Annotated in this window: 33 protein-coding genes and 1 pseudogene; 27 read left to right on the top strand and 7 right to left on the bottom strand. The window is 58.2% G+C overall.

Features of this window, described 5'->3' with window-relative positions:
* Window positions 1-8 precede the first annotated feature (8 nt).
* From ASC97_RS13990 to ASC97_RS13945, 10 genes are read left to right on the top strand one after another with little or no spacing between them, the layout of a single operon-like run.
* Window positions 9-962: a DUF2184 domain-containing protein gene (locus ASC97_RS13990; RefSeq protein ID WP_057468915.1), complete on the top strand. Its 954-nt coding sequence runs from the start codon at window positions 9-11 to the stop codon at window positions 960-962.
* A gap of 12 nt (window positions 963-974) precedes the next feature.
* On the top strand, window positions 975-1,394 hold the full coding sequence (locus ASC97_RS13985) for a hypothetical protein (RefSeq protein ID WP_057468914.1): 420 nt from the start codon (window positions 975-977) through the stop codon (window positions 1,392-1,394).
* Window positions 1,395-1,448: 54 nt separating this feature from the next.
* Window positions 1,449-1,682, top strand: a complete 234-nt coding sequence (locus ASC97_RS13980; protein ID WP_057468913.1) for a hypothetical protein — start codon at window positions 1,449-1,451, stop codon at window positions 1,680-1,682.
* Window positions 1,648-2,046 (top strand): DUF4054 domain-containing protein, encoded by a 399-nt coding sequence (locus ASC97_RS13975; protein WP_057468912.1) that lies wholly within the window; start codon window positions 1,648-1,650, stop codon window positions 2,044-2,046. The genes ASC97_RS13980 and ASC97_RS13975 overlap by 35 nt, the downstream gene beginning before the upstream one ends.
* Window positions 2,046-2,519: a hypothetical protein gene (locus ASC97_RS13970; RefSeq protein WP_057468911.1), complete on the top strand. Its 474-nt coding sequence runs from the start codon at window positions 2,046-2,048 to the stop codon at window positions 2,517-2,519. Before ASC97_RS13975 ends, ASC97_RS13970 begins: the two co-directional genes overlap by 1 nt.
* Entirely contained in the window at window positions 2,516-2,851 is a 336-nt protein-coding gene (locus tag ASC97_RS13965; protein WP_057468910.1) for a hypothetical protein, read from the top strand. The genes ASC97_RS13970 and ASC97_RS13965 overlap by 4 nt, the downstream gene beginning before the upstream one ends.
* Window positions 2,848-3,351 carry a phage neck terminator protein gene (locus tag ASC97_RS13960; protein WP_057468909.1) on the top strand — a complete coding sequence of 168 codons (504 nt, stop codon included), beginning with the start codon at window positions 2,848-2,850 and terminating at the stop codon, window positions 3,349-3,351. Before ASC97_RS13965 ends, ASC97_RS13960 begins: the two co-directional genes overlap by 4 nt.
* A 28-nt stretch (window positions 3,352-3,379) precedes the next feature.
* Window positions 3,380-4,522 (top strand): DUF3383 family protein, encoded by a 1,143-nt coding sequence (locus ASC97_RS13955; RefSeq protein ID WP_057468908.1) that lies wholly within the window; start codon window positions 3,380-3,382, stop codon window positions 4,520-4,522.
* An 11-nt stretch (window positions 4,523-4,533) separates the two neighbouring features.
* A complete protein-coding gene (locus ASC97_RS13950) occupies window positions 4,534-4,971 on the top strand; it encodes a phage structural protein (RefSeq protein WP_057468907.1) in 438 nt (145 codons plus the stop codon).
* Window positions 4,964-5,401: a phage tail assembly chaperone gene (locus ASC97_RS13945; protein WP_057468906.1), complete on the top strand. Its 438-nt coding sequence runs from the start codon at window positions 4,964-4,966 to the stop codon at window positions 5,399-5,401. The genes ASC97_RS13950 and ASC97_RS13945 overlap by 8 nt, the downstream gene beginning before the upstream one ends.
* Window positions 5,402-5,588: 187 nt before the next feature.
* Here the strand turns inward: ASC97_RS13945 and ASC97_RS13940 are convergent, their stop codons facing one another.
* The gene (locus ASC97_RS13940) at window positions 5,589-5,870 is read right to left on the bottom strand and encodes a hypothetical protein (RefSeq protein WP_057468905.1); all 282 of its coding nucleotides are present in this window, start codon (window positions 5,868-5,870) and stop codon (window positions 5,589-5,591) included.
* Window positions 5,871-5,928: 58 nt separating this feature from the next.
* Here ASC97_RS13940 and ASC97_RS13935 point away from each other — a divergent pair, with 58 nt between their 5' ends.
* The 14 genes from ASC97_RS13935 to ASC97_RS13870 all read left to right on the top strand — a co-directional run bounded on the left by ASC97_RS13935 (window position 5,929) and on the right by ASC97_RS13870 (window position 16,357).
* Complete coding sequence (locus ASC97_RS13935; protein ID WP_057468904.1) at window positions 5,929-7,578, top strand: tape measure protein; 1,650 nt, start codon at window positions 5,929-5,931, stop codon at window positions 7,576-7,578.
* Window positions 7,578-8,156, top strand: coding sequence for a phage baseplate protein (locus tag ASC97_RS13930; RefSeq protein WP_057468903.1), 579 nt, complete (start codon window positions 7,578-7,580; stop codon window positions 8,154-8,156). Before ASC97_RS13935 ends, ASC97_RS13930 begins: the two co-directional genes overlap by 1 nt.
* A complete protein-coding gene (locus tag ASC97_RS13925) occupies window positions 8,153-8,470 on the top strand; it encodes a phage baseplate plug family protein (RefSeq protein WP_057468902.1) in 318 nt (105 codons plus the stop codon). Before ASC97_RS13930 ends, ASC97_RS13925 begins: the two co-directional genes overlap by 4 nt.
* Window positions 8,470-9,354, top strand: coding sequence for a phage protein (locus ASC97_RS13920; RefSeq protein WP_057468901.1), 885 nt, complete (start codon window positions 8,470-8,472; stop codon window positions 9,352-9,354). The genes ASC97_RS13925 and ASC97_RS13920 overlap by 1 nt, the downstream gene beginning before the upstream one ends.
* On the top strand, window positions 9,351-10,013 hold the full coding sequence (locus tag ASC97_RS13915; protein ID WP_057468900.1) for a Gp138 family membrane-puncturing spike protein: 663 nt from the start codon (window positions 9,351-9,353) through the stop codon (window positions 10,011-10,013). The genes ASC97_RS13920 and ASC97_RS13915 overlap by 4 nt, the downstream gene beginning before the upstream one ends.
* Entirely contained in the window at window positions 10,010-10,375 is a 366-nt protein-coding gene (locus ASC97_RS13910) for a hypothetical protein (protein ID WP_057468899.1), read from the top strand. Before ASC97_RS13915 ends, ASC97_RS13910 begins: the two co-directional genes overlap by 4 nt.
* Window positions 10,372-11,262, top strand: a complete 891-nt coding sequence (locus ASC97_RS13905; RefSeq protein WP_057468898.1) for a hypothetical protein — start codon at window positions 10,372-10,374, stop codon at window positions 11,260-11,262. Before ASC97_RS13910 ends, ASC97_RS13905 begins: the two co-directional genes overlap by 4 nt.
* Window positions 11,262-12,062, top strand: coding sequence for a DUF2612 domain-containing protein (locus ASC97_RS13900; protein WP_057468897.1), 801 nt, complete (start codon window positions 11,262-11,264; stop codon window positions 12,060-12,062). Before ASC97_RS13905 ends, ASC97_RS13900 begins: the two co-directional genes overlap by 1 nt.
* A 13-nt stretch (window positions 12,063-12,075) precedes the next feature.
* Window positions 12,076-13,044, top strand: coding sequence for a hypothetical protein (locus ASC97_RS13895; RefSeq protein ID WP_057468896.1), 969 nt, complete (start codon window positions 12,076-12,078; stop codon window positions 13,042-13,044).
* A 13-nt stretch (window positions 13,045-13,057) separates the two neighbouring features.
* Window positions 13,058-13,960, top strand: a complete 903-nt coding sequence (locus ASC97_RS13890) for a hypothetical protein (RefSeq protein ID WP_057468895.1) — start codon at window positions 13,058-13,060, stop codon at window positions 13,958-13,960.
* Entirely contained in the window at window positions 13,960-14,517 is a 558-nt protein-coding gene (locus ASC97_RS13885; RefSeq protein WP_057468894.1) for a hypothetical protein, read from the top strand. Before ASC97_RS13890 ends, ASC97_RS13885 begins: the two co-directional genes overlap by 1 nt.
* A 248-nt stretch (window positions 14,518-14,765) precedes the next feature.
* Window positions 14,766-15,479: a lysozyme gene (locus ASC97_RS13880; RefSeq protein ID WP_057468893.1), complete on the top strand. Its 714-nt coding sequence runs from the start codon at window positions 14,766-14,768 to the stop codon at window positions 15,477-15,479.
* Window position 15,480: 1 nt separating this feature from the next.
* Complete coding sequence (locus ASC97_RS13875) at window positions 15,481-15,747, top strand: hypothetical protein (RefSeq protein WP_057468892.1); 267 nt, start codon at window positions 15,481-15,483, stop codon at window positions 15,745-15,747.
* A gap of 298 nt (window positions 15,748-16,045) precedes the next feature.
* Window positions 16,046-16,357, top strand: coding sequence for a DUF1515 family protein (locus ASC97_RS13870; RefSeq protein ID WP_244481480.1), 312 nt, complete (start codon window positions 16,046-16,048; stop codon window positions 16,355-16,357).
* A gap of 828 nt (window positions 16,358-17,185) precedes the next feature.
* Here the strand turns inward: ASC97_RS13870 and ASC97_RS13865 are convergent.
* The 4 genes from ASC97_RS13865 to ASC97_RS13850 all read right to left on the bottom strand — a co-directional run bounded on the left by ASC97_RS13865 (window position 17,186) and on the right by ASC97_RS13850 (window position 21,128).
* The gene (locus tag ASC97_RS13865) at window positions 17,186-17,818 is read right to left on the bottom strand and encodes an outer membrane protein (RefSeq protein ID WP_057468890.1); all 633 of its coding nucleotides are present in this window, start codon (window positions 17,816-17,818) and stop codon (window positions 17,186-17,188) included.
* Window positions 17,819-18,243: 425 nt separating this feature from the next.
* Window positions 18,244-18,462: a hypothetical protein gene (locus ASC97_RS13860; protein ID WP_057468889.1), complete on the bottom strand. Its 219-nt coding sequence runs from the start codon at window positions 18,460-18,462 to the stop codon at window positions 18,244-18,246.
* Between the two features lie 2,274 nt (window positions 18,463-20,736).
* Entirely contained in the window at window positions 20,737-20,907 is a 171-nt protein-coding gene (locus ASC97_RS33975) for a hypothetical protein (RefSeq protein WP_156390369.1), read from the bottom strand.
* A complete protein-coding gene (locus ASC97_RS13850) occupies window positions 20,904-21,128 on the bottom strand; it encodes a hypothetical protein (protein WP_244481458.1) in 225 nt (74 codons plus the stop codon). Before ASC97_RS13850 ends, ASC97_RS33975 begins: the two co-directional genes overlap by 4 nt.
* A 247-nt stretch (window positions 21,129-21,375) precedes the next feature.
* On the opposite strand from ASC97_RS13850, the gene ligD reads away from it, so the two are divergent.
* The 3 genes from ligD (at window position 21,376) to ASC97_RS13835 (ending at window position 23,767) form a co-directional block, all read left to right on the top strand.
* Window positions 21,376-22,443, top strand: coding sequence for a non-homologous end-joining DNA ligase (gene ligD / locus ASC97_RS13845; protein WP_057468886.1), 1,068 nt, complete (start codon window positions 21,376-21,378; stop codon window positions 22,441-22,443).
* Between the two features lie 339 nt (window positions 22,444-22,782).
* Window positions 22,783-23,211, top strand: coding sequence for a plastocyanin/azurin family copper-binding protein (locus ASC97_RS13840; RefSeq protein WP_057468885.1), 429 nt, complete (start codon window positions 22,783-22,785; stop codon window positions 23,209-23,211).
* 91 nt (window positions 23,212-23,302) lie between these two features.
* Window positions 23,303-23,767, top strand: coding sequence for a cytochrome b (locus ASC97_RS13835; protein ID WP_057468884.1), 465 nt, complete (start codon window positions 23,303-23,305; stop codon window positions 23,765-23,767).
* A gap of 59 nt (window positions 23,768-23,826) precedes the next feature.
* Here ASC97_RS13835 and ASC97_RS13830 read toward each other — a convergent pair.
* Together ASC97_RS13830 and ASC97_RS13825 are read right to left on the bottom strand one after the other, a co-directional pair.
* A pseudogene (locus ASC97_RS13830) lies at window positions 23,827-24,323 on the bottom strand (isoprenylcysteine carboxyl methyltransferase family protein).
* Window positions 24,320-25,372: a type III polyketide synthase gene (locus tag ASC97_RS13825; RefSeq protein WP_057468883.1), complete on the bottom strand. Its 1,053-nt coding sequence runs from the start codon at window positions 25,370-25,372 to the stop codon at window positions 24,320-24,322. The pseudogene ASC97_RS13830 and the gene ASC97_RS13825 overlap by 4 nt, the downstream one beginning before the upstream one ends.
* Window positions 25,373-26,100: the final 728 nt, after the last annotated feature.

The raw sequence follows: 26,100 nt of genomic DNA, 5'->3' as shown, positions 1-26,100 counted from the left end.
GATCGACAATGAACGCACACATCATGCAGGACGCTCAGCAAGTCGCGATGAGCTTCCTTATCCGTCAGGCCTCGTTGATCGAGCCGACGGTCTACGCGATCAGGTACCAAGACATTCAGTACCCAGGCCTGGTCCCCGTCGACACCTCGGCGCCGGAATGGATTCAGTCCGTCACCTACTTCTCGATGGACGGGGTCGGCCAGGCGCAGTGGTTCAATGGCAACGCCCACGACGTGCCGAAGGTCGAACTGACCCGCGAGAAGTTCGAAACCGGCGTCAGCATGGCGGCGATCGGCTACGGGTACAATCTCGAAGAGCTTGGCACCGCCCAGCTTCTCGGGATGAACCTGACACCGGACAAGGCTTCTCTCGCACGCCGGGTTGCTGAGGAGAAAATCGATGCAGTCGCCTTTGTGGGCGATACCGCAAAGGGGTTGACCGGTCTGGTCAATGCCAGCACGCCGACAGCCACCACGGCGCCGGCAGACGGCACTGGCTCGGCAACGACCTTTGCCAGCAAGACGCCGGATCAGATCCTCCGGGATGTGAATGGCCAGCTCACAGGCATCTTCACTGGTACGCTCGGAGCGGAAATTGCGGACACGCTGCTGTTTCCGTATTCGGTGTTGCTCGACATCTCCACTCGCCGGATTGACTCGGTCAACCAGACCACGATCCTGGAGTGGATCCAGAAGAACAACATCTACACCCTCACGACCGGCCAGCCGCTGACCATCCGCGGCATGTTCGGCTACCTCGACACGGCAGGCGCATCGAGCACGAAGCGCATGGTTGCCTACCGCCGGTCGCCCGAGGTCCTGAAATTTCACATGCCAATGCCGTTCCGGTTCCTGCCGGCCTGGCAGACCGGACCTCTCAAGTTCGACGTTCCGGGCATTTTCCGTCTCGGAGGCGTCGACATCCGCCGGCCGAAGTCTGTTCGCTACCTCGACGGCATCTGAGGAGATCAAACCATGAAGTTCACCAACACCCAGGCAGGCCCGCGCGGCCTGAACGCCATCTCTGGTCCGGTTCTCGTCGATCCCGGCCAGTCCGTCGAGGCAGAGGTCTATGCCCGCGAGCAGCAGCATATCGAAGCTGCAGGCTGGTTCGCTGTCGAGGGCTCTTATACCGACAACCCGGGAGCGTCAGGCGGTCCCGCACTCAAGGCAACTGCCGCTGATACGTCTGAGCTCGACGAGCTCAAGAAGCAGCTCGCCGCACGCGATGCCGAACTGGAAAAGCTCAAGGGCGACGCCAAGCAGAAGGCGGACGACACGCCCTCCGAGCGGGACGAGCTCAAGAAGCAGGCCGCCGAACTCGGTCTCGAATATCCAGGCAACATCTCGAACGTGAAGCTCAAAGAGCTGATCGACGCGAAGCTCGCCTCCTAATCGATCCTTATCCCCGGCTGGTGACGGCCGGGGTTTCCCTAACGGAGGCGAAAGATGTCCAACGTCAAAAACCTTGCCGATGTCCCCGTAACGATTGGTGGAACGACCATTCAACCGGGCAGGACGGCAAACTTTCATCGCTGGCATGTTCTGCAGCATTCGGACTCCGCTCGCTCGCTTCTCAGCGCCAAGCTGATCGAGGTCGTCGACGAGGAAGAACCGAAGGCAAAGTCGAAGAAGAAGGGCGGAAACGATGGCGTATCAGACACCAACGCCAGCAACGTTTAAGGCCCGCTATCCAGAATTCACGGCGGTCTCGGATGCGCTGGTGCAGCTCGTCCTCGATGACGCCATCGCTGACGTCGGCGAGACGTGGGTCGAGAAGGATCGCGCCCGCGCGCAAATGCTCCTCACTGCTCACATCCTGACGATGGAAGGCGAGCCGGGGCGGACCGAAGACGGCGCATCCGGCGCGACGGCCGGTACTGGCACCGTCAAGCGGGACAAGGTCGGCGATGTCGAGACCGAGTTCGCAACGCCGAGTTCCTCAGGCGCTGGCGGTTCGACCCTCTCAGCCTACGCCTCGACCTTCTACGGGCAGCAGTATCTCGAACTGCTTCGCCGCAACTTCCCGGCCATCGCGGTCGTCTGATGTTCACCATCGGCGTCAAGCGCAAGGTCGTCGGGTCGGTCTATGCCGATCTCGGCAAGTCTCTTCGTGGTCCGAAGCAGGTCAAGGTCGGGTTTCCGGCCGGCGAGGCGGATCAGGACAACATCAACAAGGCGGTGTGGAACGAGTTCGGCACGCGCGGCGGTGCATCTGGCGGCGGCTGGGGCGGTCCTATCCCAGAGCGCCCGTTCATGCGCAACGCCGTGCGAGAGAACCGCGGCAAGTACCGGGACGCGCTGCGTTCTTCGGCTGCCAAGATCCTAACCGGCAAGACGCAGCTTCGGGCTGCCCTGTCGAAGCTCGGCATCCTCGCTCAGGGCGATGTCCAGGCGGAAATAACGTCACTCCAGTCACCGCCGAACAGTCCAGTGACGGTCAAGCTCAAAGGCTCGAGCAATCCGCTGATCGACGACGGCGAGATGCGCGGTGCCGTCACATACAAGGTCGATCAATGAACATCGCAGGGCGAGCAATAGACCGGCGCGCGATCGGCATGTCGCTGACGCGGCGCGCGGCCGACAGCTACGACCAGAACACAGGCAAGGCGATCGAGGGTGCACCGACCACCACGCCGATCAAGGCAGTGATCCAGCCGGCCACCGGCAACCAGCTTCGCGATCTGCCGGAGGGCGTTCGGACCGAAGCACAATGGCTACTGTGGAGCCGCTCCGAAGTCGTTCTCGACGACACCGTGACACACAAGAGCATCGACTATCGCGTGGTCTATGTCTGGCCGCGGGACGAGGGCGCTTTCTACCGCGCAGCTTTGGGCAGGAAGACGAAATGACCAATGATGAGGTGTGGAGCGCCGCAGTGCGCTGGATCGCGTCGGTGGCCAATGTCGTGACCATCCGCTCGCATGAAGGCAAGAAGGCTCCGGCGCTGCCTTACATCATGGTCAACTTCACTGGCTTCGCGCAGGTGAGACAGAACGAGCAGGTGGTCGAGTACACCGACACCGGCCTCCCGAACACTCAGGGCAAGACCAAGATCAGCGCCGCGCCCGTCATTGAGGCGGAGTGGCGGTTCTCGGTCCACGCCTACGGTTCCGAGCCGACTGGCATCCTTCGCCCGATCGTCTCGGCATCCAAGCTTCGCCAGGTCATGGAGCCGATGTTCCCGGGCCTCGTGATTGTCGACCTGTCGCAGATCAGGAACCTGCCGGAATACATCGACAACAAGTGGGAGCCTCGCGCCCAGCTTGATTTCATCGTCCGCGGGCTGACGCGAGACGGCTTCATTGTCGACACCATCGACGAAAGCAGCTTCGACGTCGCACGCAGCTGAGCAACTTCAACCACGAAAGGACGGCAGGATGGCAATCCTCCCATACAACAGAGTCGTCAACGTGACCCTGTCGCGCAACGACGCCTTTCCGAGCCGTCGCGGTTTCGGAACCGAACTCATTCTCACGACCGTCGCCGTCACTGGCAAAGTCGACGCCACGCACCGGACGAAGCTCTATGCGTCGATCGAGGAAGTCGCGGCGGACTTTGCGACCACGGCTGATGCCTACAAGGCGGCTCTGTCAGCCTTTTCGCAGAACCCGCGCCCGACGCAGATCAAGATCGGCTTTGTCGCACTCGATGTTACGCCGACAGCCGCAGAGCTTCAGACCGAGCTGAACACGCTCTATGATGCGGACCAGGACTGGTATTTCATCACGCACGACACGACGCTGCGCGACATCGCGGCTACCGACGGTCTGATCGCCTGGACGGAAGCCAAGAACAAGCTGTTGATCTCCGACAGCAACGCGGTTGCAACACAGTCCCCGAGCGACACCACCTCCATCGCCGCTCGCAACAAGGGCGAGTTCGAGCGGTCTGGCGTGTTCTATCATCCCAACGCTGCCATGTTCCCAGCCGCGGCTCTGGCCGGCTGGATGTCGACACGAAATTTCGATGACGCCAACAGCGCTTACACGGCGAAGTTCAAGAACCTGAAGGGCATCGAGGCGGTCAACCTCGGCTCTGCTGCGATCTCGGCGATCACCGGCTTTACGCCTGGTGTCGGCCAGTCGGAATCGGTCGGCCACATGGCCAACACCTACATCGACATCGGCAGCCGCAACTTCGTTGTCGAAGGCTCGACGCTCACGGCCAACGTCTTCCTCGACGAGATCCACACCACAGACTGGATCATCGCCCGCACCGAAGAGGAAGCCCTCGGCATCCTGCTCAACAACGCCCGGGTGCCGTTCACCGACGCCGGCATGCAGACGCTTGCCTCAGCCGCTCGCACGGTCATGCAGCAGGCAAACCGCGCAGGTCTGGTCGCACTGGATCTCGACCCTGAGACCGGCGACTATGCGCCAGCCGTCGAGATCACCGTTCCATCGGTGTTCGATGTGCCGGAAAGCCAGCGCAAAGCCCGTATCGCTCCGGCGATCTCGGTCCGGTTCCGCTACGCCGGCGCGGTGCATTACACCGTAATCAACTACACCATGACGTTCTAAGGAGCTGACACATGGCAAACTCCACCGCTTACTCCTTCATCAATGTGTCGGCGACATTGGATGGACAAACCGTTCAAGGCCTTTGGGATGGCGATGACGCAATCGTTGTCACTCAGGGTGCAGACGCAGGAACGGGCCTTGTTGGTGCCGATGGCTCCGGCATTTTTTCGATCTCGGCAGACAAATCCGCCCAGATCAGCGTGAAAGTGCAGCACACGAGCCCGACACACCGCCTACTCATGCAAAAGCACAAGCGCCAGCAGGCTCTTGGTTCCGTTGCAGCGGCCTTTCCGTTCTCGTTCATCGATACTGGATCGAATGAGGGCGGATCGTCCGATCGGGTGTTCATCATGACCAAGCCGACCGACTCCAAGGGCAAGAATGCCGTCGTTCGTGAGTGGGTACTCTGGACTGCCGACTGGAACGCGGAGATCCCGAACAATGGCTGAGCGTAAGATTGGGAACCGGGAATACCGCGTAGATCGGCCCCTCGCGAGCATAGCGCTTCATCTGCAGGCTCGTCTGCTTCGCGCGGCGGGCGGCACAGGCGAACTTTTGCCGCCGTTGATCGGCGAACTCGCCTCTGCCCAGAGTCCAGAAGAAAAGCAGGTTCTCGGAGCGAAGGTTATCGGCGTGCTTGGCGATATCTTCTCTCGCCTGACCCCTGAGGAGTATGTTTCTCTTGTCGGGGACATCATCAGCTTGGCAAAAGTGAAGCGTCCATCGGGCCAATACGATCAGTGCGACCTTGATGGTGATTTCTCCGAGCACCTTAGTTCGGTGATTTCAGTCGCAGCTTTCGTTCTCAAGGAGACATTCGGGGATTTTTTCTCCGGCGCCCTGGCGAGTGGAGCCCGGGCGGCGAAGGTAAAGGGCTGAGTGAGCGCCAAATCGACAAGGTCGCTCCAAATCTAAACATGTGGCTCTGGCGGCCGGTTTTAGCCGAGCCGCCCGTCTACTCCATGAGAGACCTTCAGACGTGGGTGACGCTTACCGATGTCCTCGACGCACATGAACTTCTCAACCTCAAAGCAGCAATGCACGAGGCGGCGGGCCGAGAGTAGGGCTATTGCCCCCGTTCAGCGCGCATCTTGTCGAGCTTGTTCTGGTATTCGGCAGCCTCGGTCAGAAACCGAAGATGGCCTTCGATTAGGCTCAAGAATGCTACGAAGCCGCAGAACATAGACGATGCGACCAGCCCGACGAGCACGCCTAACACTGCGCCACTCACGCTCAAGCTGCCGGTCGGTTGCCCTGCAGTACCGCCGTACACAACGCAGAAAAGCATGATCGCGAGCGCGTAGAGAGCGTTCAGCGTGGACAGTGTACTAGCAAGAAATCGGTTCATGTCTCTCCCCAAGGATTCGCTGCTTTAATTTGGCTGCGATCAAGCAGGATTTCAATCTATGATCGTTGACGAACTAATCGCGATCCTTGGTTATGAGACCAAGGGCGAGGGCGAGCTGAAGAAATTTCAGCAGTCGATTGATCAGACGGCGAAGCGCATAACCATCTTTGCCGCTGCGGCTGCGACGGCTGCTGCCGGTGCTTTAGCTGCACTTGGGAGATCCGTCATCACCACGTCCGCCCAGTTCGAAAGCTATGCGGCCACGCTGGAGACGATCGAGGGAAGCGCCGAAAAGGCGCAAAAGGCGCTGGACTGGGTCTCGACGTTCGGCGCCAAGACCCCTTATGAGGTCGGCGAGGTCACCGAGGCGTTCGTCCGCCTGAAGTCTTACGGTATTGATCCAACGACTGGCGCTCTCGAAGCCGTCGGGGATGCGTCGAGCGCCATGGGCAAGACCTTGATGCAGGGCGTCGAGGCTATTGCCGATGCTGCCACTGGAGAGTTCGAACGCCTGAAGGAGTTCGGCATCACAACGCAGGTTGCCGGCGACAAGGTGACATTCAACTGGACGAAAAACAGCAAAACGCTGTCCAAGACCGTCAAGAAGAACAGCGCCGAGATCATCCAGTTCCTCAAGGAGAACTTTGGCGATCGTTTCAACGGCGCCATGCTGAGGCAGTCGAAGACCTGGAACGGCATGGTCTCGAACCTCGGGGACTCTTGGACCGGGTTCCTTCGAAAAGTTGGAGACGCTGGGTTCTTCCAGGCAGTCAAGAACCAGTTGGGCAGATTGCTCGACTTCGTCGGGGAATTGAGCTCGAACGGCTCCCTCGACAAGTTCGCCAAGATGTTAAGTTCCGCCCTAGAAGGCGGCGTCAAAGCAACTGTTTTCGTGATTGATCGTCTTCGTAGGCACTTTCAGTTCCTGTCTCAATGGGTCGACGCTAACCCGAACACCTTTAAGGCTATCGCCTACGGTCTCGGCCTGATCGGCGCTGTAAAGTTTCCCTTTCTCTCCGGTTTGTTGATCCTTGAGGAAGTGCTTGGATGGTTTGAGGGCAGCGACAGCGTCATCGGGGACTTCGCTAAGGCTCTGTCTGATTTGACAGGCATTGACGCGGACAAGCTGGGCCTCATTATATCAACACTGGCGGGCGCGGCAGGCCTCACGGCCGCCGTTACTGCCATTACCGGATTGAGTGGGGCTCTCAACCCGCTCGTTCTGTCGCTTGCAGCTTTCGCTGGGGCTTTTTGGCTCGCAAGATCCGGGCTGGAGTCTTTGGGTTTCGCGAAAGATAAGTTGGACCAGAAGGTCGCGGACACCAAAGCCACTGATAATCCCAAATCAAAGCCTGGCTACGTCGAAGGCATGGGCGGGATCTATATGAACGGCGCTGCGGTAGTAGATCAGCCACGTCCAAAAGATCTCATGGAGCAGATGACACCAGATGCCCTCGACTGGAAGCTGATGATGCAGAACGTGGAGGGCAACCTTGCCAACATGCGCACCAATAGCTCATCGGGGGCCGTCGCGGGTCCGTTGAATGACAACCGAAATCAAAGCCAGGTCATCCAAGTCGGTCCGGTCAACGTCAACGGTGTCCAGAACGCCACGGCTGCGGTCGGTTCCGCTGTCGGAAATGCAGTCGGCAACGGCGCTGCTGCTGGCGCCCGCAAAACGTGGTGGGAAGAGGGTGAGAAATTCTGATGTCTGTCATCGCCTTCTCAAGTGCAATCGGCCCAGTGCCGATCGAATGCTTCATCTCGGAACGCCATAGCTCGGAGCTCGACATCGCCGAGATCCCTATCGAGACGGGCGCCAAGGTCACCGACCATGCGGTTGTCGCACCGAAGCGGCTGACTTTGGACGTAGCGGACAGCGGCGCAGCTGCCACGTATGCAGCCCTGGTGGCCTTTCAGGAAACTCGTGTTCCCTTTACTCTCGTCACCGGACTGACGGTCTATAGCAACTTGCTGATCAAGCGGATTGACGCTGACCGGGACGCCCAGTTCTCACGCATCCTGCGCTGCCGTTGCGATCTGCAAGAAGTGATTATCGTCAGCACCTCATACGCAGCGGATCCAGCTGGGGATTCGACAGGAGAGCGTGGCAAGGCTGGTGGCAAAAAAAGCACCCGAGCAGCGCCGCCCTCAACGGAGCGTTCCGGCGACGCCTCCACAGCAGACAGGGCAACGGCGACGCAGCAAAGAGGAGATGCGGGCGTAACGACAGCCCCTGCCAACCAGACGTTTCTGAAGGCAATCACTGGAGGCATTGCGAGATGAATGTTTTCAACGTCGTCGACTATGCTGACCAGCAGTTCGGAACGATCATTAACGGCCGCCGGGTGACGATCAGGCTTCGATACAACACGACTGTCGACCGCTGGTCGTTTGATCTCTCGATCGACAATCTGCCGGTCTTGACTGGCCGCCGCATCGTCACTGGTGTCGATCTCCTCAAGCCGTTCAATCTCGGCCTCGGTATGATCTTCGCTGTAGCCGTCACGCCAGGGGCGGTCCCTGACCGAGTTGCGCTGCCGGCTGGGACTGTCAAACTGTTTCAGGCGTCCGATGAGGAAGTCGAGGCGGCTGCCTGATGCGGCAATACCTGAGAAAAGTTCGGGCATCGTTCAACGGCGGTCTCGTGGTGAACCCGGGCGGGATCAACCTTCACGAGATGCGGATCGCGTTTGATGTGACGCGTGATATCTCCAGCTCGGCCAACAGCGCGACGATCACGATCTACAACCTGTCGGAAAGCCATCGAAACAGTATTGGCAAGGTGTTCGACAACATCACCCTCGAGGCCGGCTATCTGCCGCCCGAGGGTGGCGGGAACGTCGGAATTATCTTCAAGGGTGCTGTGCGAGACGTGCAGCATACTCGGGAAGAGCAGGACACCCTCACGACAATCACGTGTGGGGATGGTGCGAAAGCCCTGCGGAAGGCGACCATCTCGAAGTCATACCAGAAGGGGACCCGGGTTGGTGATGTCCTCGACGACATCTACTCGGAGATGGAAAAGCAAGGGATAAGCCGCGGAGAATGGAAACTCCCAGACGACATGAAGGAAAAGACCTTCAAGCGACCTTATGCCGTATGTGGCCTCTGCTCCGACGAGATGGATACTCTTGGCCGGGGTCATGGCTTCTACTGGTCGTCACAGAACGAGGTCCTCGAGATCGTCCCCGGTGATGGCGTTATCGGTGGCGTTGTCTTGATCACTCCTGAAACGGGGATGATAGGAGCCCCGACCATCACTGATAATGGTGTTCGCGTGACAGCCATGCTGAACCCGGAAGTCAGGCCGAACCGCCGGGTTCAGGTCAAAAGCGAAACATTGGAGATGAACGCTGCGGACGGGATGTATCGCGTCTCGGAGGTCACGTTCTCGGGCGACAACGGGACAGGTGCTTTTCAGATGGCGTTGGAGTGCGAGGCCGTTAAAGGCGGCAAGGTGGATCAAGGATTACCGAAATGACGGGCCTTCTTGGTAAGCGCACCAACCAGCCGCGCGATGTGGTCGGCCGGCAAATCCAGTCTGACCGCGAAAATAGATGGGGGCCAATCCCCGGCGAGATCGTTTCTTTCGATCCCGAAAGCCAGACGGCGACCGTTCAGCCCCTCTACAAGCCGATCCACAACGGGCAGCCGGTCACTATGCCTCAGCTCTATGAGGTGCCCGTCGATCTCCCCCGCACGGGCAGTGCTGGCATAACCTTCCCGATCCCTGCGGGGTCGAAGGTCATGCTGACACCTATGATGCGCAGCATGGAAGGTTATGACGACAACGGCGACGGCGCCCCGACCGACCGGAGGTCATACAGCTTGGCCGACATGAGAGCCACGATCGTTGGCGGCGACAGTGTCTCGACGCCTCTGGCGAACGTCGATCCTGAGAACACCCACATTCGTTTCAGTGCGGACGGTCAGTTCGGTCTCAAGGGCTCGCCGGACGGCAAGATCGCGCTGCAGGGGAGCGAGGGTGACGTCTATGACATACTCATCCAGCACGTCGAGCTCACGTCAGAAGGCTTCAAGAAGCTCGGAACCGAAGGCCTGAACCACTCGCCGCGCTATGACGAGATCGGCGACGAGCTGGCAGCCATTGCCGGCAAACTGAGGGCGATGCAGATATGACAGCGGTTCGCTTCGGTCTGGCGATCGATCAGACCACCAACGACCTGTATTTGACCGCCGACGGCAATCTGGCCACGGTTGCAGATGCTGAGGCCGTGGGCCAACACGCACGCCAGCGCCTTTCCACGTTCTCGGGCGAGTGGTTCCTTGACACCACCGCCGGCGTGCCCTGGCTCGATCAGATCCTCGGCCAGACTTACGACCCGGCGCTCGCCGAATCCGTCATCAAGGCGGAGATCCTGAATACCGATGGCGTCACCGAGATCACATCGTTCTCGGTCGCCTTTGATCGCACCACGCGCGGCCTGATCATCCGATCGGTCGAGGTGGGCACAATCTTCGATACTGAGGTGCAGGTATGACCGACTACGGCGTTCAGTCGACAGGCTTCGTTCGCAAGCCTCTGACGATCATCCTTGCTGAGATCGAGGCTGCCGTCATCACCGAATTCGGTCCTGGCGCTATCCAGACACCACAGAGCCCGCTTGGCCAGATCAACGGCATCTTCGCCGAGGCGTTGTCGAAGGAATGGGAGAACGCCGAGGACATCTACCAGTCCTATGATCCAGACCAGGCCGAGGGAACTCGGCTCGATACGCTCGCTTCGCTGCGCCTCATGACGCGATCGGGAGAAGACACCGACGAGACCTTCCGGCAGGCTATTACCAATCAGGGACAGGCCCGTATCGACCTTCAGGACATCGGTCGTGCCGTCGCCCAGATCGAAGGCGTGACCTACAGTCACGTTTGGGTCAACGACACGGATGCCATCGACGACAATGGCATGCCGCCTGGCTCGGTCTGCATCGCTGTCACCGGGGGAAGCGAAGACGAGATCGCCGCTGCGATCCGTCGCTATATCGTCCCTGGGGTCACAGTTTTCGGCACGACGAACATTGAGAGCGTGATCGATGGCTACTGCCGGACTTTCCGCATCCTGCGCCCCATCGATGTTCCGATCGAGCTGACGGTGACCGTGCGGACGTTCAAGGATGCCCTCGGGTGCCCGCCGCCCGCCGCAAGCGCGATCAAGGCGGCGCTGATCAGCTCGCTCTATCTCCTGAATGGCGACGACGTATCCTACTATCGGGTCCGGTCGATCATCGAGAGCTCCTTCTCGAACGTCGAGGTGGTCTCGATCCTCGGCAATCGAGACGGATTGCAGCCGGCACTCAATGTCGCGGTTGATATCGCGTTCATCGAACGGGCGTCTCTTTCACCCGATGATGTCACGGTGACGGTGGTCTGATGCCTTGCATTGATGAAGACGTGTTTGTCGAAGCCGGCGCGAACCGGGTTCTGACGCAATATCGTGAGAGCCCGAAGCTGCTTCACGTCATCCGCACCTATGTGCGGCAGATAGCAAACATCCATGCCGCAATCTGCGACATGCCGGCCTACTTCGACCTACAGAGCGCCGTCGGAGATCAGTTGACCCTAGTTGGCAAGCGAATGGGTTTCCCGCGCTGCCACTGTGTCTGTGACGCCCAGCCGGTGTTTGGGTTTGCCTGCGAGAACGAACCAGCGCTGGGAGCGATTGTTGGCTTTTGCCAGGATGGCTCATGGGAAGGCTGCGGCGAGGATGGCGTCTCCGAGATCTGCATCAATGACGATGCGATGTATCGGAAGTTGCTGATCTCGCGCTCCTACCAGATGCAGGCACGATATGGCATCGAGGACCTGACCGCCGCCCTGCAGGCCATCTATGGGCCAACCGCAACGGTTTTGGACTACGGCCACGGTCGCGTGGTGCTGGCGCCTTTCCGCGAGCTTAGCGAAGACGAGACGGCAATTCTCCAGATCATCCCGAGGGTGCTCCCGATCGCGCCGGGCGTCGTCACCCGTTGGCACTTCGGCACCTTCAAGGTGTTCGGCTTCGGGGAGGGGTGGGGCAGCTTCTGCGAGGATTGGCTCACCGACGGGGCGATCCTGTCGACCGAGAATGGCGAGCTCTTTGACACCGAAAATGATGATTTCATCGTCACCGGTCCGCTGACACGCGGCGCTGACTGGATGTGTGAACTCGACCTGAAACCCTATTCCTGCTGAGGGAAACCATCACATGGCTGATTTCGATCTACCGTTTGCCGATAGTGGCGAGCGCCGTTTTCCTACGACCGATGAACAGGCCAACGGCTTTGGTTGCGGGCCTGCCTCTCTACCCCTGTTCAACGGGATGTTCTGGGCAATCCAAGCCGAGATAGGCGCCGTCATCAATTCTGCTGGCATATCGCAGTCGAATGCCAGCATGACGCAGCTGCTGCAGGCCATCCAGGCGCTCATCGCAGCCGCGACGGGGAACGCCGACACGTCCGCATATCTGCTGACCGCGCAGGCTAGGGCCCGGCTGCCGATTTTCCCCGAGGTCCTGAACACCAACGGACACTTCGGTGTGACGTCGCCGGCCACGGGCCAGGTGCGTATCCCCGCCGGTGTCTCGTTCCAGCATCGTGGAATCTTCCCTCTGACCACGGTCCAGACGGACTTCGCGACCGATGCCAGCAAGACTTACCACATCCGCTGGAACCCAACCGACGGGTTCACGCTGAAGGATCTGGCGAACAACGTCTACAACCCCGCCGTCGTGGCCGAGACAGACTCCAGGTTCGACAGCACCTACGACGACATGCTGGTGGCACGCGTCATTACCAACTCCTCGAACGTTCCGACGATTACCAATCTGGTGAACAAGGACCGGTTGACCAACCTGATCCTCGACATTCAAACGCTCACTCGCGTTACCACCTCTATCGGCAACTGGGTGGTCGCCTACACGTCTATCCCGATCAACTGGGCCCGGACCCCGAAAGCGACCGGACACATGGCCCGAGTTGGGTACAGCACCGTCCTACTTAAGGTGCCGGAGGAGCCAGCATTGGTACTCGCTGGATCGGCCACGGACAACACCGGGACAGCAACCGCAGGCGTGACTCGCTACAACTTCAGCCCAATCGGGACCATCGATACCAATGAGACCACCCCGACATCGAGAACGTTCTCGATTCAGCTTTCCGCAACATTGATCGCGTGAGGACACCATCCAAATGGCAGACGAACGCATAGAGGTCGAAGACCTTCCATCGACGAGCATCCCATCCGTAGATCATCGTGTGCCGGCCATGCTTGGCGGCCTCACCGTATATCTCACGGTTGCTCAGATCGTGGAATTTGCAAAGGACAAGCTTGCTGGTTGGTTCCACGGAGCCCCCAGCAAGGTGACGCCGGTGGATGCGGATGAGGCACCGATCTACAACAGTGCCGGAGCCGTTCTGGGCAGGGTGACGTTCGCCAATCTCTTCACTTGGATCGGCTCCAAGTTCCATGGCCTCACGGCCAAGGCCCTTCCCGTCAGCGCTGACGAGATAACCGTCAATGACAGCGCCGGCACATTCGTCTTGAAGCGCGTGACGCTCGCCAACTTCTTCAACTGGATCATTGGCGATCCTTTCGCTTTCCAGCCCATTGGCGTCCCTTTCCCTGTCAACCTTGGATTGGCCGGCATCTCAACACCAAACAACACCACCGGTCGCGGTAAATACATTCTCTTGACCGCCGGTCTTACGGGGGTAGGTGGTTACAACAACGGCCTGTTGACGTCCGAAAGTGTCACAGGTTCTGCTCCTCTGGTTGTGGCAACCGCCACCGTCAGCCTTGCCGGCTCTGCTTTGAATGGTGTGGTGGTTAGGCTGCTGAACACGGAGGGGCGCATCATGCGACCGGGAACGGTTGCCGGCACGCTCCAGGATGATGCCGTTCAAGGCCATAGGCACCAAGTTTTGATTGAGTCGTCAGCTCCTACCGGCGCAGGATCGGTGGGCGGCAACTCCGGGACCGTTACAAAGACGACAGGCGGCCCAGTAACAGACGGCACGAACGGCACTCCACGCGTCGACAACGAGACCCGTATGCGCAACGTGGCCGCAGAATATTACATGAGGATCGCATAATGCCCTACGCCAAGAACGACATGGTGTCGACCGACGAAATTGAAGGCGGCATCCAGATCACTGAGGCCCAGTACGCTGAAGCCTTGGCTGGGATGATATCAGGCAAGCTCATCAAGATTGATGGGGGCTTTGCTGTTGTCGATCCTGAGCCGGAGGAAGAAGAGGAGGAGCCCCCGGAACCGACCTTCGAACAGTCCAAGGCAAATTACAAGGCCAACATAGATGGCCTGGCCGAGTTTGAGCGCAGCAAGTACATCACCCTCGGGTCTGGTCAGGCGATGACCTACATGCAGAAGGCAAGCGAGGCGAAAGCGTGGATCGCGGCTGCGATGGCCGGCACCCCTATGGACAGCGACTACCCGTTGATCCTGGCCGAAGTCGGGATCACTGCTCCGACGCTCGGTGAAGTTGCCATGGTCGTCAACACGGCGTTTACCCAATGGCAGCAGATCGGTGCGGCGATTGAGTCCGTTCGTCTCAGCGCCAAGGCTGAGGTTGAAGCTGCCGGAACTGTTGAAGGCATGAAGGCAATCTTAGACGCTCTAACCTGGCCATAAGGATCAATCATGTTCTGAAAAGCTGCAGGCTCGCGCAATGGCCTACGCCCGGCGCCACCTGCTGAAGTCCAAAGCCAATCTGACATCTTAAAAGTGAAGCCCGCCGCGGGGTGATGGCGGGCTTCTAGCACTACAGGAAAACGGCCGTATTCGGCCTTGCTGAAGAATCGCACAACCGGCCATTGCTCGCACGACCGTCAATGGACGTAAGCGGGCCCACCATTCGTTGCAAAATCTGGAGTATATCGATGGCGCGAAGCATCAACGCCACTAGCGAAACTGCGCTCAAGCAGTGGGAATCGTTCATCCCGTTTGTCTACGACGACGCAGACGGGAAGCCGGGCCTGAAAAAGACTCGGCTGCGTCCGGGCATGAAGGTGCGAGGCACGGCCACGCAGGGATACGGCCACACAGGACCGGACGTATATCCCGGTGCACCCGACATCACCGAGGAGCAGGGCGTTGCCTGGCTACGCAAAGACCTCGATCCATGCGAGCGGGCTGTTGCAACGGCGGTGAAGGTCGACCTGACCGACAACCAGTTCGGCGCTCTCGTGATGTTCGCCTTCAATGCCGGTATCGGAGCCTTCAAAGGCTCGACCCTGCTCAAGAAGCTGAACCAGGGCAACTACGCCGCGGTTCCGGGTGAACTGGCGAAGTGGAACAAGACCACGATCGACGGCATGAAGGTTGTCAGCAACGGCCTGGTGAATCGTCGCGCCGCGGAGGCCGGACTTTGGGCGAGGGGCGGCTTCATCCAGTCGAGCGGCACACCGGCTCTCAAGCAGGGTGCTCCATTGATCTCTAAGGACGCCCTTGCTGTCGGTACCGCAGCACTCTCGGGCGGTAGCCTGCAGTTCGTTCCGACAACTGGGCCAATTGCCTACGCCCTCGGCGCCATCCTCGTCGCGGCGGCCTGCGTCCTTCTCTGGAACTACATCCAGAAGCGGCGGGAAGCCTGAGATGCCGGCAATCCTTTGGGCACGGATACCCTTGAGGCTGAAAATCGGCGTGGCGATCATCCTGGCTGTCCTCGCGGCCTATCAGTTCGGCAGGTGGATGGGAGCGAAAGACGCTCGTGTCGCGGCCCAGATGGAAGCCATCAAAGAGGCGTCGTCCAGAATTTCCAACATGGAGAAGAATAATGCGGACTTCCATAGCAAGTCGGCTCGCGATCGTTGCCTTGTCCTCATGCGCGATAGCGGGCTGCCAGACAGCGGCTGCGACTAACGGCAGTGGGTATCAGCTAACCCGCTTCAGTGACCCCGTTGCGGCACGAGCCGCTGCCGAAGACCCGACGGCGGGACCGGCAATCGCCTCGAACAACCAGCAGTGCCGTGAAGATGCGGCCTGTCGGAAATAGCAAAAGGGCCCGGCCTCCTCATAAGGCCGGACCCTCCTGTTGCCACCGCCCCATTAACGAGCGCGGCGGCGGGCCGAATAGTCGATCGGGTCTCTCCGGTCAAGGATGACATTGAGGAGCAGACAATTGACGTCGACTGATTTTGATCCTCGCCTGCATCAACAAATGGGTGAGGTGTTAGCCGAGGTCCGAAACCTCAGAGACGCTTTCCGCGACTCCGAGGTCAAGTCTGACAGGAGCCGGGCCACCATGCATCAGCGCATGGATCAACTGGTGGATCGAGTTGGCAAGGTCGAAGGTGCAGTCGTATCAGTACAAGAAGATGTCTCGGAAATGCGGCCGGTGACCGACGATGTCAGACGCTGGAAGCTAATGGGCATCGGCGCACTTGGCGTCATCGGCGTTGGCGGGATGGTTCTTGGCGTTACCTTTGCCGATGTACTTCGGCGGGCACTATCATTTCTGGTTGGACGCTAGTCTAGAAAAAGGCATCCGTGCCTTGGTGCGCTCTGGGAAGCCAAGTAGGAACAAATTTTAGAGGCATTCGGGGGAGCGACATTTTAGCTTCGCTCAAGCCATCCTCGCAACCGACGGCCCGGGCACAGGAGCCGGTATTTTAGGCAGTGTTAACTCAACCTATAGGACTCTCTTTTTGGGCAGCTTCTTTTCGCGTAGATTGCGGAACGCAGCCAAGGAGGGGCCATGAGGGCGTCATCGAGTATTTGGCATTCGACGAACATTCGCGCGAAAATTGCGCTGGTCCTTCTTCCGCTCAGAATTCTCAAACGGGCATGTAGTTCGAGCATCCGTACGCTTCTTACGGGAGTTCTATCCTTTATTTTCATCTTCTTTTTGTTCGTCGCCCTGAAGTGCTGGCCGTCAGGTCCGGACGAAGAGTGGTGAGGCGATGATTTCCCTCAGTTCCACCGGGGTGACAATCTTGGCCTCGGCATAACTGAGCGGGTTGACTTACAATATGTGCCAACTGCCGTCGGGAAGCTGCGTGGCGACGTAGAGTGGGAAGGTATAGTCATTGGGCATGGTGCTCTCCTTTGCCGCGAGAACAGCACGCTGGTTCGAAATGATCTATTGTAGGATGTACAGTAGTCGCGCGACCACGTGATCAACGCTTTAGGGAGATGGTGGACCGCATCGGCAACAGGCTGCGGGTTGCAACGGAGTGTTCGAGAAATCCTCGACGCGATCCGCAATGGAAACCTCCGTCGAGCGATTTGGTTCCGAACGAGTACAACTCACAAAAAAAGCCCCGCCGAAGCGAGGCTTAGCTTTGCTTGGAGAGCAATTCTAGAATTTTACGCCGAGGCCGAACTTCACGACACTCTGATCCAGATCGACGTCAACACCCAAGATGTCCTTGCTGCCGAAGTCGTTGTAACGATATTCGCCGCGAACGAAGACGTTGTTCGTGAACGCATAGTCGATACCAGCGCCAACAGTATAGCCGTTGAATGTCTTGGATTCTTTGTCGAACCCTGGGATATCCACAAAGCCACTGCTCGCGGTCCAGCCAGCCGCACCGTAAATCAACGCCCTATCGAACGCGTAACCCACTCGAGCGCGTGCAGCGCCTGCCCAGTCAGTACCGACGCTCACGTCACCGCCGAGAAAGTCCTTGTCATTCCAATTGTGTTCAACGTTGCCTTCGACACCAAGCACGATGTTGTCGAACTGCCAGTTGTAGCCGACGAAGGCGCCGAACAGGCCGCCATTGAAGTCTTCGGAGACAGAGCTGCCACCCGCTGAGAAGTCACCGTTCAGCCAACCTGCGCCGCCGTCGATACCGAAGTACGGGCCGACCCAAGTGAATACCGGTGCAGCAGCAACTGGCGCTGGCGCCGGCTGTTCCACCAAGTCGGCCGCAAAAGCAGGTCCGCTTGCCAGAGCAAACAGCGCGGCTGAAACAATCAAATTCTTCATAAATTCTCTCCTGCGTAAGCTCTAATAGATAACTCTTGGTGGAGAAAAATACTGTAGCGGTTGTGCCACAGCGGATTAGCAATTTACAGTTTGTGGCTCTCTGTACCGCTCGAAGGCTTCCGCGGTCTGCGCCGAGGGAGAGGTTTCATGGATGACGACAGAATCCAGCGCCGCATGCTCTGCGAGTGTTATTGATTGTATATTAGCAATTCTAGGTTGCTCGTGAACGTTGGGCGAACGAATGGGCATTATCGCATTTTGGACGGACGGAAAGGGGTGAAGCTGGACGCATTGCAAACGTCGGTCTGCGTTTGTCCGCAAGTGTTCACGGCCTTTGTCGCTGGTAGATCGGTCGGGAGGATTTCAGGAAGACGCCGCCGACCTCGAGAGCTTTGCGCAGCCGGATATTCACGTCTGATGCGTCGCTACTCACCCGGGTTGAGATATAGCGAACGTGTGCCGCTTCCGTGCTGCCCTGGAGACTTGCCGGCTATCAGCGCGTAGAACACCGCGCGCACGATTTGCTTTTTTGTCGCTTCAGGGTGCGCCTTCTGGACTGCCTTCACGAGCTTTTTCGGCGTGATTTTCGTTGAAATTTCCCTTACCAGAGCCTCGCCCAACTCCTTTAACTCGCGTTCCTTCATGTTTCAGACTCCCTTTGAAAACCAATCGCTCATATTCCAAGCGCGCTGCAAGTTGCATTGCCTCAGATCGCAATAAGAGAACTGACGTTGCGCCGACATCAGCGGGAAGACCGGTGAGTAAGTCGACAACGGAAAACGTGTGGAACCTGTCGGCTCTAGGGACGAAGCGTTTCATAGCCCGGACACCCTTGTATATCTCATCAATCGTCGCACAGAGGCCTGGGAGCCAACAAAAAATAGCCCGCTGGCCTAACCCGCAGGTTGTGGGAGTTGCGCAGCCGGACCTCCATGCGAGATCTCGCGTCTATTGCGAACGGGAAGGCAATTGTACGGGTTTTGCACGGATTATCTCAGGGAAATCCGATGCCGCCCGTACGCTACTCGTCCTTTATTGGGTTTTTCTAATATACCTGTTGCCGCTGCGATGCTCAGCGGGTATTTTGATGGGCCGCCTACCTTTTGGTTGCATAGCATGTTGAAGGGCACCGATGCGGRATCTGACCACGAGCTTGCAGCCGTTCCCGGCTCCTGACGACATCAGGGGACAACTGGAACGCATCCTCGTAAGCGACGATTTTATCGCCACCGACCGTGGGCGCAGATTACTGCGGTTCCTAATCTGACCACGAGCTTGCAGCCGTTCCCGGCTCCTGACGACATCAGGGGACAACTGGAACGCATCCTCGTAAGCGACGATTTTATCGCCACCGACCGTGGGCGCAGATTACTGCGGTTCCTMGTTGATGAAACGCTTGCCGGACGCTCGCAGTATCTAAAGGCTTTCACGCTGGCGCAGTCGATATTCAATCGAAGCGAATACTTCGAYGCGCAGAATGATCCATGTGTGCGTATAGCAGCMAGCAAACTCCGACASGCCRTCGAGCGCTACTACCTCACAGGCGGATTGGCCGACGAMGTCGTGATTACAATTCCCAAGGGGCGGTACATTCCCAAATTCGAGCCTCGACTTCTCCCGGATCGCGCAGTGTCGTYGATCGGAGCGCCCGACGTAGAGGCGAACTCGCCGGAGCCAAWAAAGCAMGAAAGTCGATTGAKCCGYTGGGTCATGATAGGAGCATTGATGATCGTTCTTGGCGCGGTCGTGCTCGCTTCGTTCGCTGAGCGAAYGAATTCGGCGAATGGAGGCCGGCCCACGATCATAGTAGAGCGTTTCCGGAACCTCGGACAAACAATCGGCCCCGGTGAAGTCTCGCGCGGGCTGACYGACGAGATTGTCGTTGACCTATCRAGGTTTAAGGAAGTTGTTGTGATAATTCCGGCCGCCGATGCCGTAAACGCTAACATTGATCCCACCTATACTCTTCAAGGAAGCGTTCGATTGCAGAACCGCCAAATGCGATCAAACGCGCGACTGGTTCGAAAGAGCGACGGTGTTGTCGTTTGGTCTGCCANCGTTGACCTATCAAGGTTTAAGGAAGTTGTTGTGATAATTCCGGCCGCCGATGCCGTAAACGCTAACATTGATCCCACCTATACTCTTCAAGGAAGCGTTCGATTGCAGAACCGCCAAATGCGATCAAACGCGCGACTGGTTCGAAAGAGCGACGGTGTTGTCGTTTGGTCTGCCAMCTTCGGTCTTGATACAGAAGGACAAAGCACGCTGGCTGTAGAGGCGGCGATGGCCCGCTCGATCGCTGTGGCCGTCGCGTCTCCTTTCCGACAGCCCGGGGGATAGGGCTGACGCAACGGGGCTGATTTCAACTGCAAATGCCAAAGAGAGGCTGAAACCTCCCCACTTGGCGACCGGCGACAGAACATAATGAATGCTCGACGTGGACATTGGCGCCTGGGATGTTCTAGGAGCCGACGGGCCCAGAAGTCTCACTGGAAGCCGCCTCGGATGGGACTGGAAGATCCTCTTCGGCGGGCGCTGAAAGTATATAGCCTTGCTGTATGTTTGGGAGAAGATTCTTGCCGGGTGTCAAAGGAATCTCGCGCGATCAGCCAAGTACACCCAACTGACAAGGCGAATGGAAAGACCAAGGTCCACGCGGGCAAATCAACTACGAACAAGACGAAACAAGCGAACGTTCCGCTGACCGCTCCAATCGCCGCCAAGATGTCTTTAATCATCGGAACCCCCACCAGCTAATATCTCAAAGAAAAAGGCCGGACGAAACCTCGTGCCGACCTTCCTCGCGTCTCGACGATGACTGCCAGTACATCCGTGGTCAGTGTCAGAGCCGAGTTATATTCAAAAATGTATCCCGTTTGGCGGAGGCGTCAAGCAGAAACTGCGACGAGACTTGTCGCCTATTTGCGTGGCATTTCCTTGTGCGGATAGTGCTCCCAGCACCACCAACGCGTTTCGATGCTGGCGGCCGACGCGAAACCGAAGCCGCCCCACTTGCCGCATTCTTCAGTCGAGCAACTGTGCACGTGCGGGCCGGAGGTTGTCTGTCGGGGTCGGTCGAGATCACTCATGTCAGCTTTTCCAAAACCCATCCCCCGGCTGGAGGCTTCCACCCCTTCAATGCAGCGCGAGCGTCAGCCTCCATGATTGCGGCCTTCCTGGCTTCTGTCGCGCTCTTTGCCCAGATGGTGATGCGAAAACGACCGGCTTTGTAGATGAACCGGCGAACGTCCTTCTTTTGACCGGCAGTGTAACCCGCTTGGAAAATGGTCCAGCCAGCGCGATCATCCATCCTGCTGCGGAATTCCGGTGTTTGAGCATGCCACCACTCGTCAAAGGATTTTCTGAATGGCGTACGGGGTGTAGGGCGATCGAGCATGTCAGTGGTCCAGTCGTAGGAGGTTGTCAGTGGGCGACCGAAATGCGGCACCCATCCGCGTATGTGGCAACCTCGGCATTTGTTCTCTTTATGTTCTAAATTTATGAGAAAGAGTCAAGTCTCGGGTTTTGAGGATCTGGACGAAAATCAATTCTCGGACATGTATCGAATTGCGGCATGTCAAAAGGGTCCTGCGTATGCGTCGCTCGAACCTCTCCTTGCGGACGACAAGCCGCTTCGCACCCGTGTACGGAAGCCACGCGATCCGGCGCAGCCGCATCTTCCATTCGAACCGATGCCTGAACGTGTTGAGCCTTGCCTGGCGTTGCTGAAGGCGAGGCCGCCGACGGGACCGGAATGGACCTACGAAATCAAGTGGGACGGATACCGCGTTGCCGTCCATATCGAGCCCCAGCGCGTGCGCGTGATCACTCGAGGCGGCCATGACTGGACGCATCGCTTTCCGGGTATCGTCGAGGCTGCAAAACAGCTCGGCGTCGCGACCGCAATCCTTGACGGCGAGGCAGTGGTTCTCGACGAGCAGGGGAGGCCCGACTTCGGCAGATTGCAGAACTCGCTCGGCGGGCGAGGCGGCAAGCTATCGGCCGGCGACGCAATGCTCTACGTCTTCGACCATCTCTACTTCGACGGCCACGACATCCGGAGCATGGAGCTATCGTCCCGGCGATTCTTCCTCGAATCGCTACTGCGTGGGGAGGAGGGCGCGATCCGGCTCTCTGAGGAGGTTGACGGCGAGGGCAGCGAAATTTTCAAGGCTGCAGCCGACCATGGCCTCGAAGGGATCATCGCCAAGAACCGAGATAGCGCCTATCGGTCCGGCAGGTTCGGCGACTGGGTGAAAATCAAGTGCATCCAGAGCGATAGCTTCATGATCGTTGGCTACGAGCACTCTGTGTCAGCGCGGGGCGGCATTGGCAGTCTCATGCTCGCGGCGCGCACGGGGAACGACTTGGTCTACGTCGGATCGGTCGGGACGGGCTTCAAAGAGCGCGATGCCCTTCAACTCCGGAAGATGCTTGATCGCCTGAAGCGGAAGTCGCCGCCGGTCGGGCACGCCGGCGCCCGCAAAGACCTCGTCTGGGCACAGCCGACGCTCATTGCCGAGATCGAGTATTGTGTCTGGACCCATGATGGGAAGCTGCGGCATGCGTCGTTCAAAGGCCTACGCGAGGCCCAGGATAATGCCGCAGTTTTCAGCATCGAGTGAGATGCGCGCAATCGGACGCCGTTCCAGTTTGCTATCTGATTTTGTTGAGGAAAAATGGAACTGCCGAGTGGGGATTGAACCACCGAGCTCCCTTGCTACAAGGGTGCGTTCATCCATCATCCCGCTTCTAATTTCGCCGTTCCAAACCTGGAGGTTCCGTGAAGCGTCGCTTGACTCAAAGTTCTCGAAGGTTCCCACGCTGAATATTCACGCCCGCAATCGGCCGTTTCCGGCCATCGTCGATGTCCTCACTCCGTGAATGAGACGATATTCAGTTCTTTGTCAGCATCGGCTTATATGCGTGCGCCTGGGCTGCTCTAATCACAAGGTGAACACCAGATGCGATTTACCAGACACACCATTGTCGCGGCCATTGTCGTCGCCGGCATGGCCACCCCCTCATTCGCCTCAACCATCGTCAAAGTCGTAGAGGGCGGAGAAGGCGGGGGCCCGATGACGTTGACGCTTGACCAATCGACAGTAAAGGCAGGCGAAACGACCTTCACGGTCCACAATGACGCCATGACTGAAGAGCATGAAATGGTGCTGGTCAAGCTGAAGTCAGCCGATCAAAAGATCCCTTATATCGATGCAAAACAGCGCATCGACGAGAAGCGCTTGAAGAGCATGGGCGAGGTGTCCGAATTGAAGCCGGGTGCGGATGGCACGTTGAAGGCCAAGCTCGCTCCGGGCGCGTATCTGCTTATTTGCAATATCAAGGGTCACTACGAGGCGGGTATGCACGCCACATTGTCGGTGACCAACTAGCGACAAACCAAAAGCCAAACGACAACTGATACGGTCGATCGACACCGTCGATCGACCGTATCATGGATGACACCGACAGAGGTACAGCTCCATTCGCATCCTTCATTGGTTGACGGCGGCGCTCGTCTTCTTCAATCTCCTGCTGCCCGATGGCATGAATGAATGGCATCGAAGCATGAGGCGAAACGGCTCGGCAACCGCTGATCAGATCGCCAGCGCCAACATTCATGCTTACGTTGGCATTGCTATATTGCTTCTTGTGGTTCTGCGTCTTGGTCTTCGGCTCTACCAAGGTGCGCCACCTTCTTCATCGAGAGAACCCGCCATCTTCCGCTTGGCCGCCAAATTCGCGCACGTTGTCCTCTATGCCCTTCTCCTGGCGATGCCGGTGACGGGAATGGCCTCTTACTATCTGGGCTTCGACAGCTTAGGCGGGGTTCATGCCGACATTCTGAAGGTAATCCTATGGGCGGTGCTCGGCGCTCACGTTCTGGGGGTATTGATTCACCAGTTTTACTGGAAAACGGATGTTCTTCGACGGATGACGGTGGGCTAACGTGGCATAACGATCATCAGCCTGATGTGCCGCGCGTTGCAAAGGCCAAACATTTAGGCTCAGTCCGATCCCAATCCAGACAGTGCGGCGTTCTCTGTCCTGATCCGGATAGTGAGGATAAGCGCGTTGGCAGTCGAGAAGATCAAGGCATAGATCGGCAGCCCAAGGCTTAGCGGCAACACCGCGATCTCGCCTACCACGACGATGTAGTTCGGGTGTCGCACGAAGCGATAGGGACCGATCGAAACGAGTTTCTCACTGGCACGACAATGATGCGCGTCGTCCAGCGTCTGCCGATTGTTGACAGCGTCCAGAAGCGCAGGACCTGTAGGACCCCAAACAAACCGACCCAGGGCAATTGAGCAGGTGCATCCCAGGCAATCACCCACAGCCCTAGGAGCCAAAAAGCATGCAGCATAACGATCAGCGGGTAGTGACTTGCGCCAACTTCGATGGCTCCTCGCGACATCAAGATAAGTGAGTTGCGCCGAGCCAGCCACAGCTCGCCCAACCGCTCAACCGTCACCGCAGCCAACAACAGAGTGGACAAATTCACGCGGTCGCCCTCAATGAGACGCAACTCAAGGTAAATCCGGGTCCCAGTGCGGTTAAGAGAATTCGTCGCGGCAGGCCAACTTTGACCAGACGTTCGAGGACGAACAGCGCTGTTGGGGACGACATGTTTCCAAAGTCAGCAAGGATATCGCGCTCGTGATTTAGTGTCCCTTGACCAAGGGCGAGCGCGGCTTCAAGTGCGTCAACCACCTTCGCGCCGCCTGGATGAAATGCAAAGCGGTCAATATCGTCAATCGAGAGGTTTGATCGTCCGAGTATAGAGCAAACCGCCGGACGAATGTTGGCCTCGGCGAATGGTGGGATTGCGCGGTCGAATATCACTCCCAGCCCCTCCGGATCGACGCTCCAGCCCATAATGTCAAGTGTGTCCGGCCATGTATGCTGGCCACTCATCTCGACTTCGGCGATGCCGGCATCCGTCGCGCGGAGTACGCATGCCGCAGCCCCGTCGCCAAACAACGCGGTTGCGACGATATTAGCCTTGGTGAGCTTATCCATGCGAAAGGCCAGCGTGCAGGTCTCCACCGCGACAAGAAGGACGAGCGATCCGGGGCGAGATGCGGCCAATCGCGATGCGATCGAAAGGCCGGAAACGCCTCCCGCGCATCCTAACCCGAAGACGGGCACCCGCTCGACGTTGGAACGAAACCCCATCTGCGACGCGACGCGCGCCTCAAGACTTGGCGTGGCAATGCCCGTCGACGAGACCGTGACAATAGTATCGACATCGGCGGCTACGAGCCCTGCGGAGTTGAGGGCCTTCGTCGCCGCAGCAACGAACAACGCACACCCGCCTTCGATGTGGGCTTGATTTCTATCCGTCCAACCAGGGGTTTCGAGATACCAATCGATGGGGCGCACCCCATAGCGCCGTCGAATTCCGGAACTTTCAAACACCTTCGCCAACCGGTCGAAGTCGCCAAATCTGGACGAAAATGCTGCGTGGGATGCTAGAGCAGCTTCGCGTTGATCGATGACGTTTGGAGGGACAGCGGTGCCGAGGGCCAACAACTTTACGGTATCGAACATTATCTATCCTGCGGGGCGGTTCAGGTTTCTGAACCGGCTCGCGGCAGGTCCGGTGGCTAAACGTACCGGTGTTCCAATAGTTGCAACGAGAAGGGAATATGTTGAGAGCGCTTCTTAAGTGAAGTGGTATGAATGTTCACGATCTGGTTTGCTTTGCCCTTATTATGCTAATGACGCAATCGCTGTTCGGCTTGGCATCCTTTGCTGCGAAGGTGAGCGAGAGCACCGCTAAGACCAGTATGGACAATGCCGCGAAGTGCCGGAAGCTTACTGGAAGCTGCAGGCACGCCGGAGAAACCAGCCACATGCGGGCCGTGAATAGGCGCAGGAAAGTCGAAAAGAAGATGAAAAAGCTTGGCTGCCCTATACCGATTGGCGCACTTGGGCGCGAGCTACGAGCGTCGACATATACGAGGAGCTGGCAGCTCACGTCATCCCTCAAAGGTGTGGCAGAGTGTGGCAGCCGCCTTTGAAATCCAAAGGAAATTATTCTAGGCCAAGTGTGGCAGGAAGGCCGGCAAGTGGTTGATATCGCCCAGTTTCGATATTCCGGGCGAGGCCTCCAAACCTCTTTCAGGCAATTAATTAGGTATATGAAATCCCCGATATTTTTGGGGTTTGGCGGATGGCCGGCGTCGCCATCCGCCAGTCAATTGATCCGCTGCAGCGAAGGCATTGGTGAAACGCCATTTGTGGTGACGTTCGGTGCGCCGCCGTGAATGAGCGGT

It is taken from the genome of Rhizobium sp. Root1203 (assembly GCF_001424945.1).
Lineage (GTDB): Bacteria > Pseudomonadota > Alphaproteobacteria > Rhizobiales > Rhizobiaceae > Rhizobium.
This window is presented reverse-complemented; position numbering and strand designations above follow the sequence as displayed.

Bases quoted from the DNA above. Each gene is read 5' to 3' on its own strand.
- ASC97_RS13975 (WP_057468912.1), top strand. From the start codon at position 1,648: ATGGCGTATCAGACACCAACGCCAGCAACGTTTAAGGCCCGCTATCCA.
- ASC97_RS13885 (WP_057468894.1), top strand. From the start codon at position 13,960: ATGCCCTACGCCAAGAACGACATGGTGTCGACCGACGAAATTGAAGGC.
- ASC97_RS13950 (WP_057468907.1), top strand. From the start codon at position 4,534: ATGGCAAACTCCACCGCTTACTCCTTCATCAATGTGTCGGCGACATTG.
- ASC97_RS13955 (WP_057468908.1), top strand. From the start codon at position 3,380: ATGGCAATCCTCCCATACAACAGAGTCGTCAACGTGACCCTGTCGCGC.
- ASC97_RS13875 (WP_057468892.1), top strand. From the start codon at position 15,481: ATGCCGGCAATCCTTTGGGCACGGATACCCTTGAGGCTGAAAATCGGC.
- ASC97_RS13935 (WP_057468904.1), top strand. From the start codon at position 5,929: ATGATCGTTGACGAACTAATCGCGATCCTTGGTTATGAGACCAAGGGC.
- ASC97_RS13825 (WP_057468883.1), bottom strand. From the start codon at position 25,372: ATGTTCGATACCGTAAAGTTGTTGGCCCTCGGCACCGCTGTCCCTCCA.
- ASC97_RS13925 (WP_057468902.1), top strand. From the start codon at position 8,153: ATGAATGTTTTCAACGTCGTCGACTATGCTGACCAGCAGTTCGGAACG.
- ASC97_RS13970 (WP_057468911.1), top strand. From the start codon at position 2,046: ATGTTCACCATCGGCGTCAAGCGCAAGGTCGTCGGGTCGGTCTATGCC.
- ASC97_RS13900 (WP_057468897.1), top strand. From the start codon at position 11,262: ATGCCTTGCATTGATGAAGACGTGTTTGTCGAAGCCGGCGCGAACCGG.
- ASC97_RS13945 (WP_057468906.1), top strand. From the start codon at position 4,964: ATGGCTGAGCGTAAGATTGGGAACCGGGAATACCGCGTAGATCGGCCC.
- ASC97_RS13880 (WP_057468893.1), top strand. From the start codon at position 14,766: ATGGCGCGAAGCATCAACGCCACTAGCGAAACTGCGCTCAAGCAGTGG.
- ASC97_RS33975 (WP_156390369.1), bottom strand. From the start codon at position 20,907: ATGAGTGATCTCGACCGACCCCGACAGACAACCTCCGGCCCGCACGTG.
- ASC97_RS13940 (WP_057468905.1), bottom strand. From the start codon at position 5,870: ATGAACCGATTTCTTGCTAGTACACTGTCCACGCTGAACGCTCTCTAC.
- ASC97_RS13850 (WP_244481458.1), bottom strand. From the start codon at position 21,128: ATGGATGATCGCGCTGGCTGGACCATTTTCCAAGCGGGTTACACTGCC.
- ASC97_RS13920 (WP_057468901.1), top strand. From the start codon at position 8,470: ATGCGGCAATACCTGAGAAAAGTTCGGGCATCGTTCAACGGCGGTCTC.
- ASC97_RS13910 (WP_057468899.1), top strand. From the start codon at position 10,010: ATGACAGCGGTTCGCTTCGGTCTGGCGATCGATCAGACCACCAACGAC.
- ligD (WP_057468886.1), top strand. From the start codon at position 21,376: ATGTATCGAATTGCGGCATGTCAAAAGGGTCCTGCGTATGCGTCGCTC.
- ASC97_RS13895 (WP_057468896.1), top strand. From the start codon at position 12,076: ATGGCTGATTTCGATCTACCGTTTGCCGATAGTGGCGAGCGCCGTTTT.
- ASC97_RS13890 (WP_057468895.1), top strand. From the start codon at position 13,058: ATGGCAGACGAACGCATAGAGGTCGAAGACCTTCCATCGACGAGCATC.
- ASC97_RS13840 (WP_057468885.1), top strand. From the start codon at position 22,783: ATGCGATTTACCAGACACACCATTGTCGCGGCCATTGTCGTCGCCGGC.
- ASC97_RS13990 (WP_057468915.1), top strand. From the start codon at position 9: ATGAACGCACACATCATGCAGGACGCTCAGCAAGTCGCGATGAGCTTC.
- ASC97_RS13965 (WP_057468910.1), top strand. From the start codon at position 2,516: ATGAACATCGCAGGGCGAGCAATAGACCGGCGCGCGATCGGCATGTCG.
- ASC97_RS13865 (WP_057468890.1), bottom strand. From the start codon at position 17,818: ATGAAGAATTTGATTGTTTCAGCCGCGCTGTTTGCTCTGGCAAGCGGA.
- ASC97_RS13860 (WP_057468889.1), bottom strand. From the start codon at position 18,462: ATGAAGGAACGCGAGTTAAAGGAGTTGGGCGAGGCTCTGGTAAGGGAA.
- ASC97_RS13980 (WP_057468913.1), top strand. From the start codon at position 1,449: ATGTCCAACGTCAAAAACCTTGCCGATGTCCCCGTAACGATTGGTGGA.
- ASC97_RS13930 (WP_057468903.1), top strand. From the start codon at position 7,578: ATGTCTGTCATCGCCTTCTCAAGTGCAATCGGCCCAGTGCCGATCGAA.
- ASC97_RS13915 (WP_057468900.1), top strand. From the start codon at position 9,351: ATGACGGGCCTTCTTGGTAAGCGCACCAACCAGCCGCGCGATGTGGTC.
- ASC97_RS13870 (WP_244481480.1), top strand. From the start codon at position 16,046: ATGGGTGAGGTGTTAGCCGAGGTCCGAAACCTCAGAGACGCTTTCCGC.
- ASC97_RS13960 (WP_057468909.1), top strand. From the start codon at position 2,848: ATGACCAATGATGAGGTGTGGAGCGCCGCAGTGCGCTGGATCGCGTCG.
- ASC97_RS13985 (WP_057468914.1), top strand. From the start codon at position 975: ATGAAGTTCACCAACACCCAGGCAGGCCCGCGCGGCCTGAACGCCATC.
- ASC97_RS13905 (WP_057468898.1), top strand. From the start codon at position 10,372: ATGACCGACTACGGCGTTCAGTCGACAGGCTTCGTTCGCAAGCCTCTG.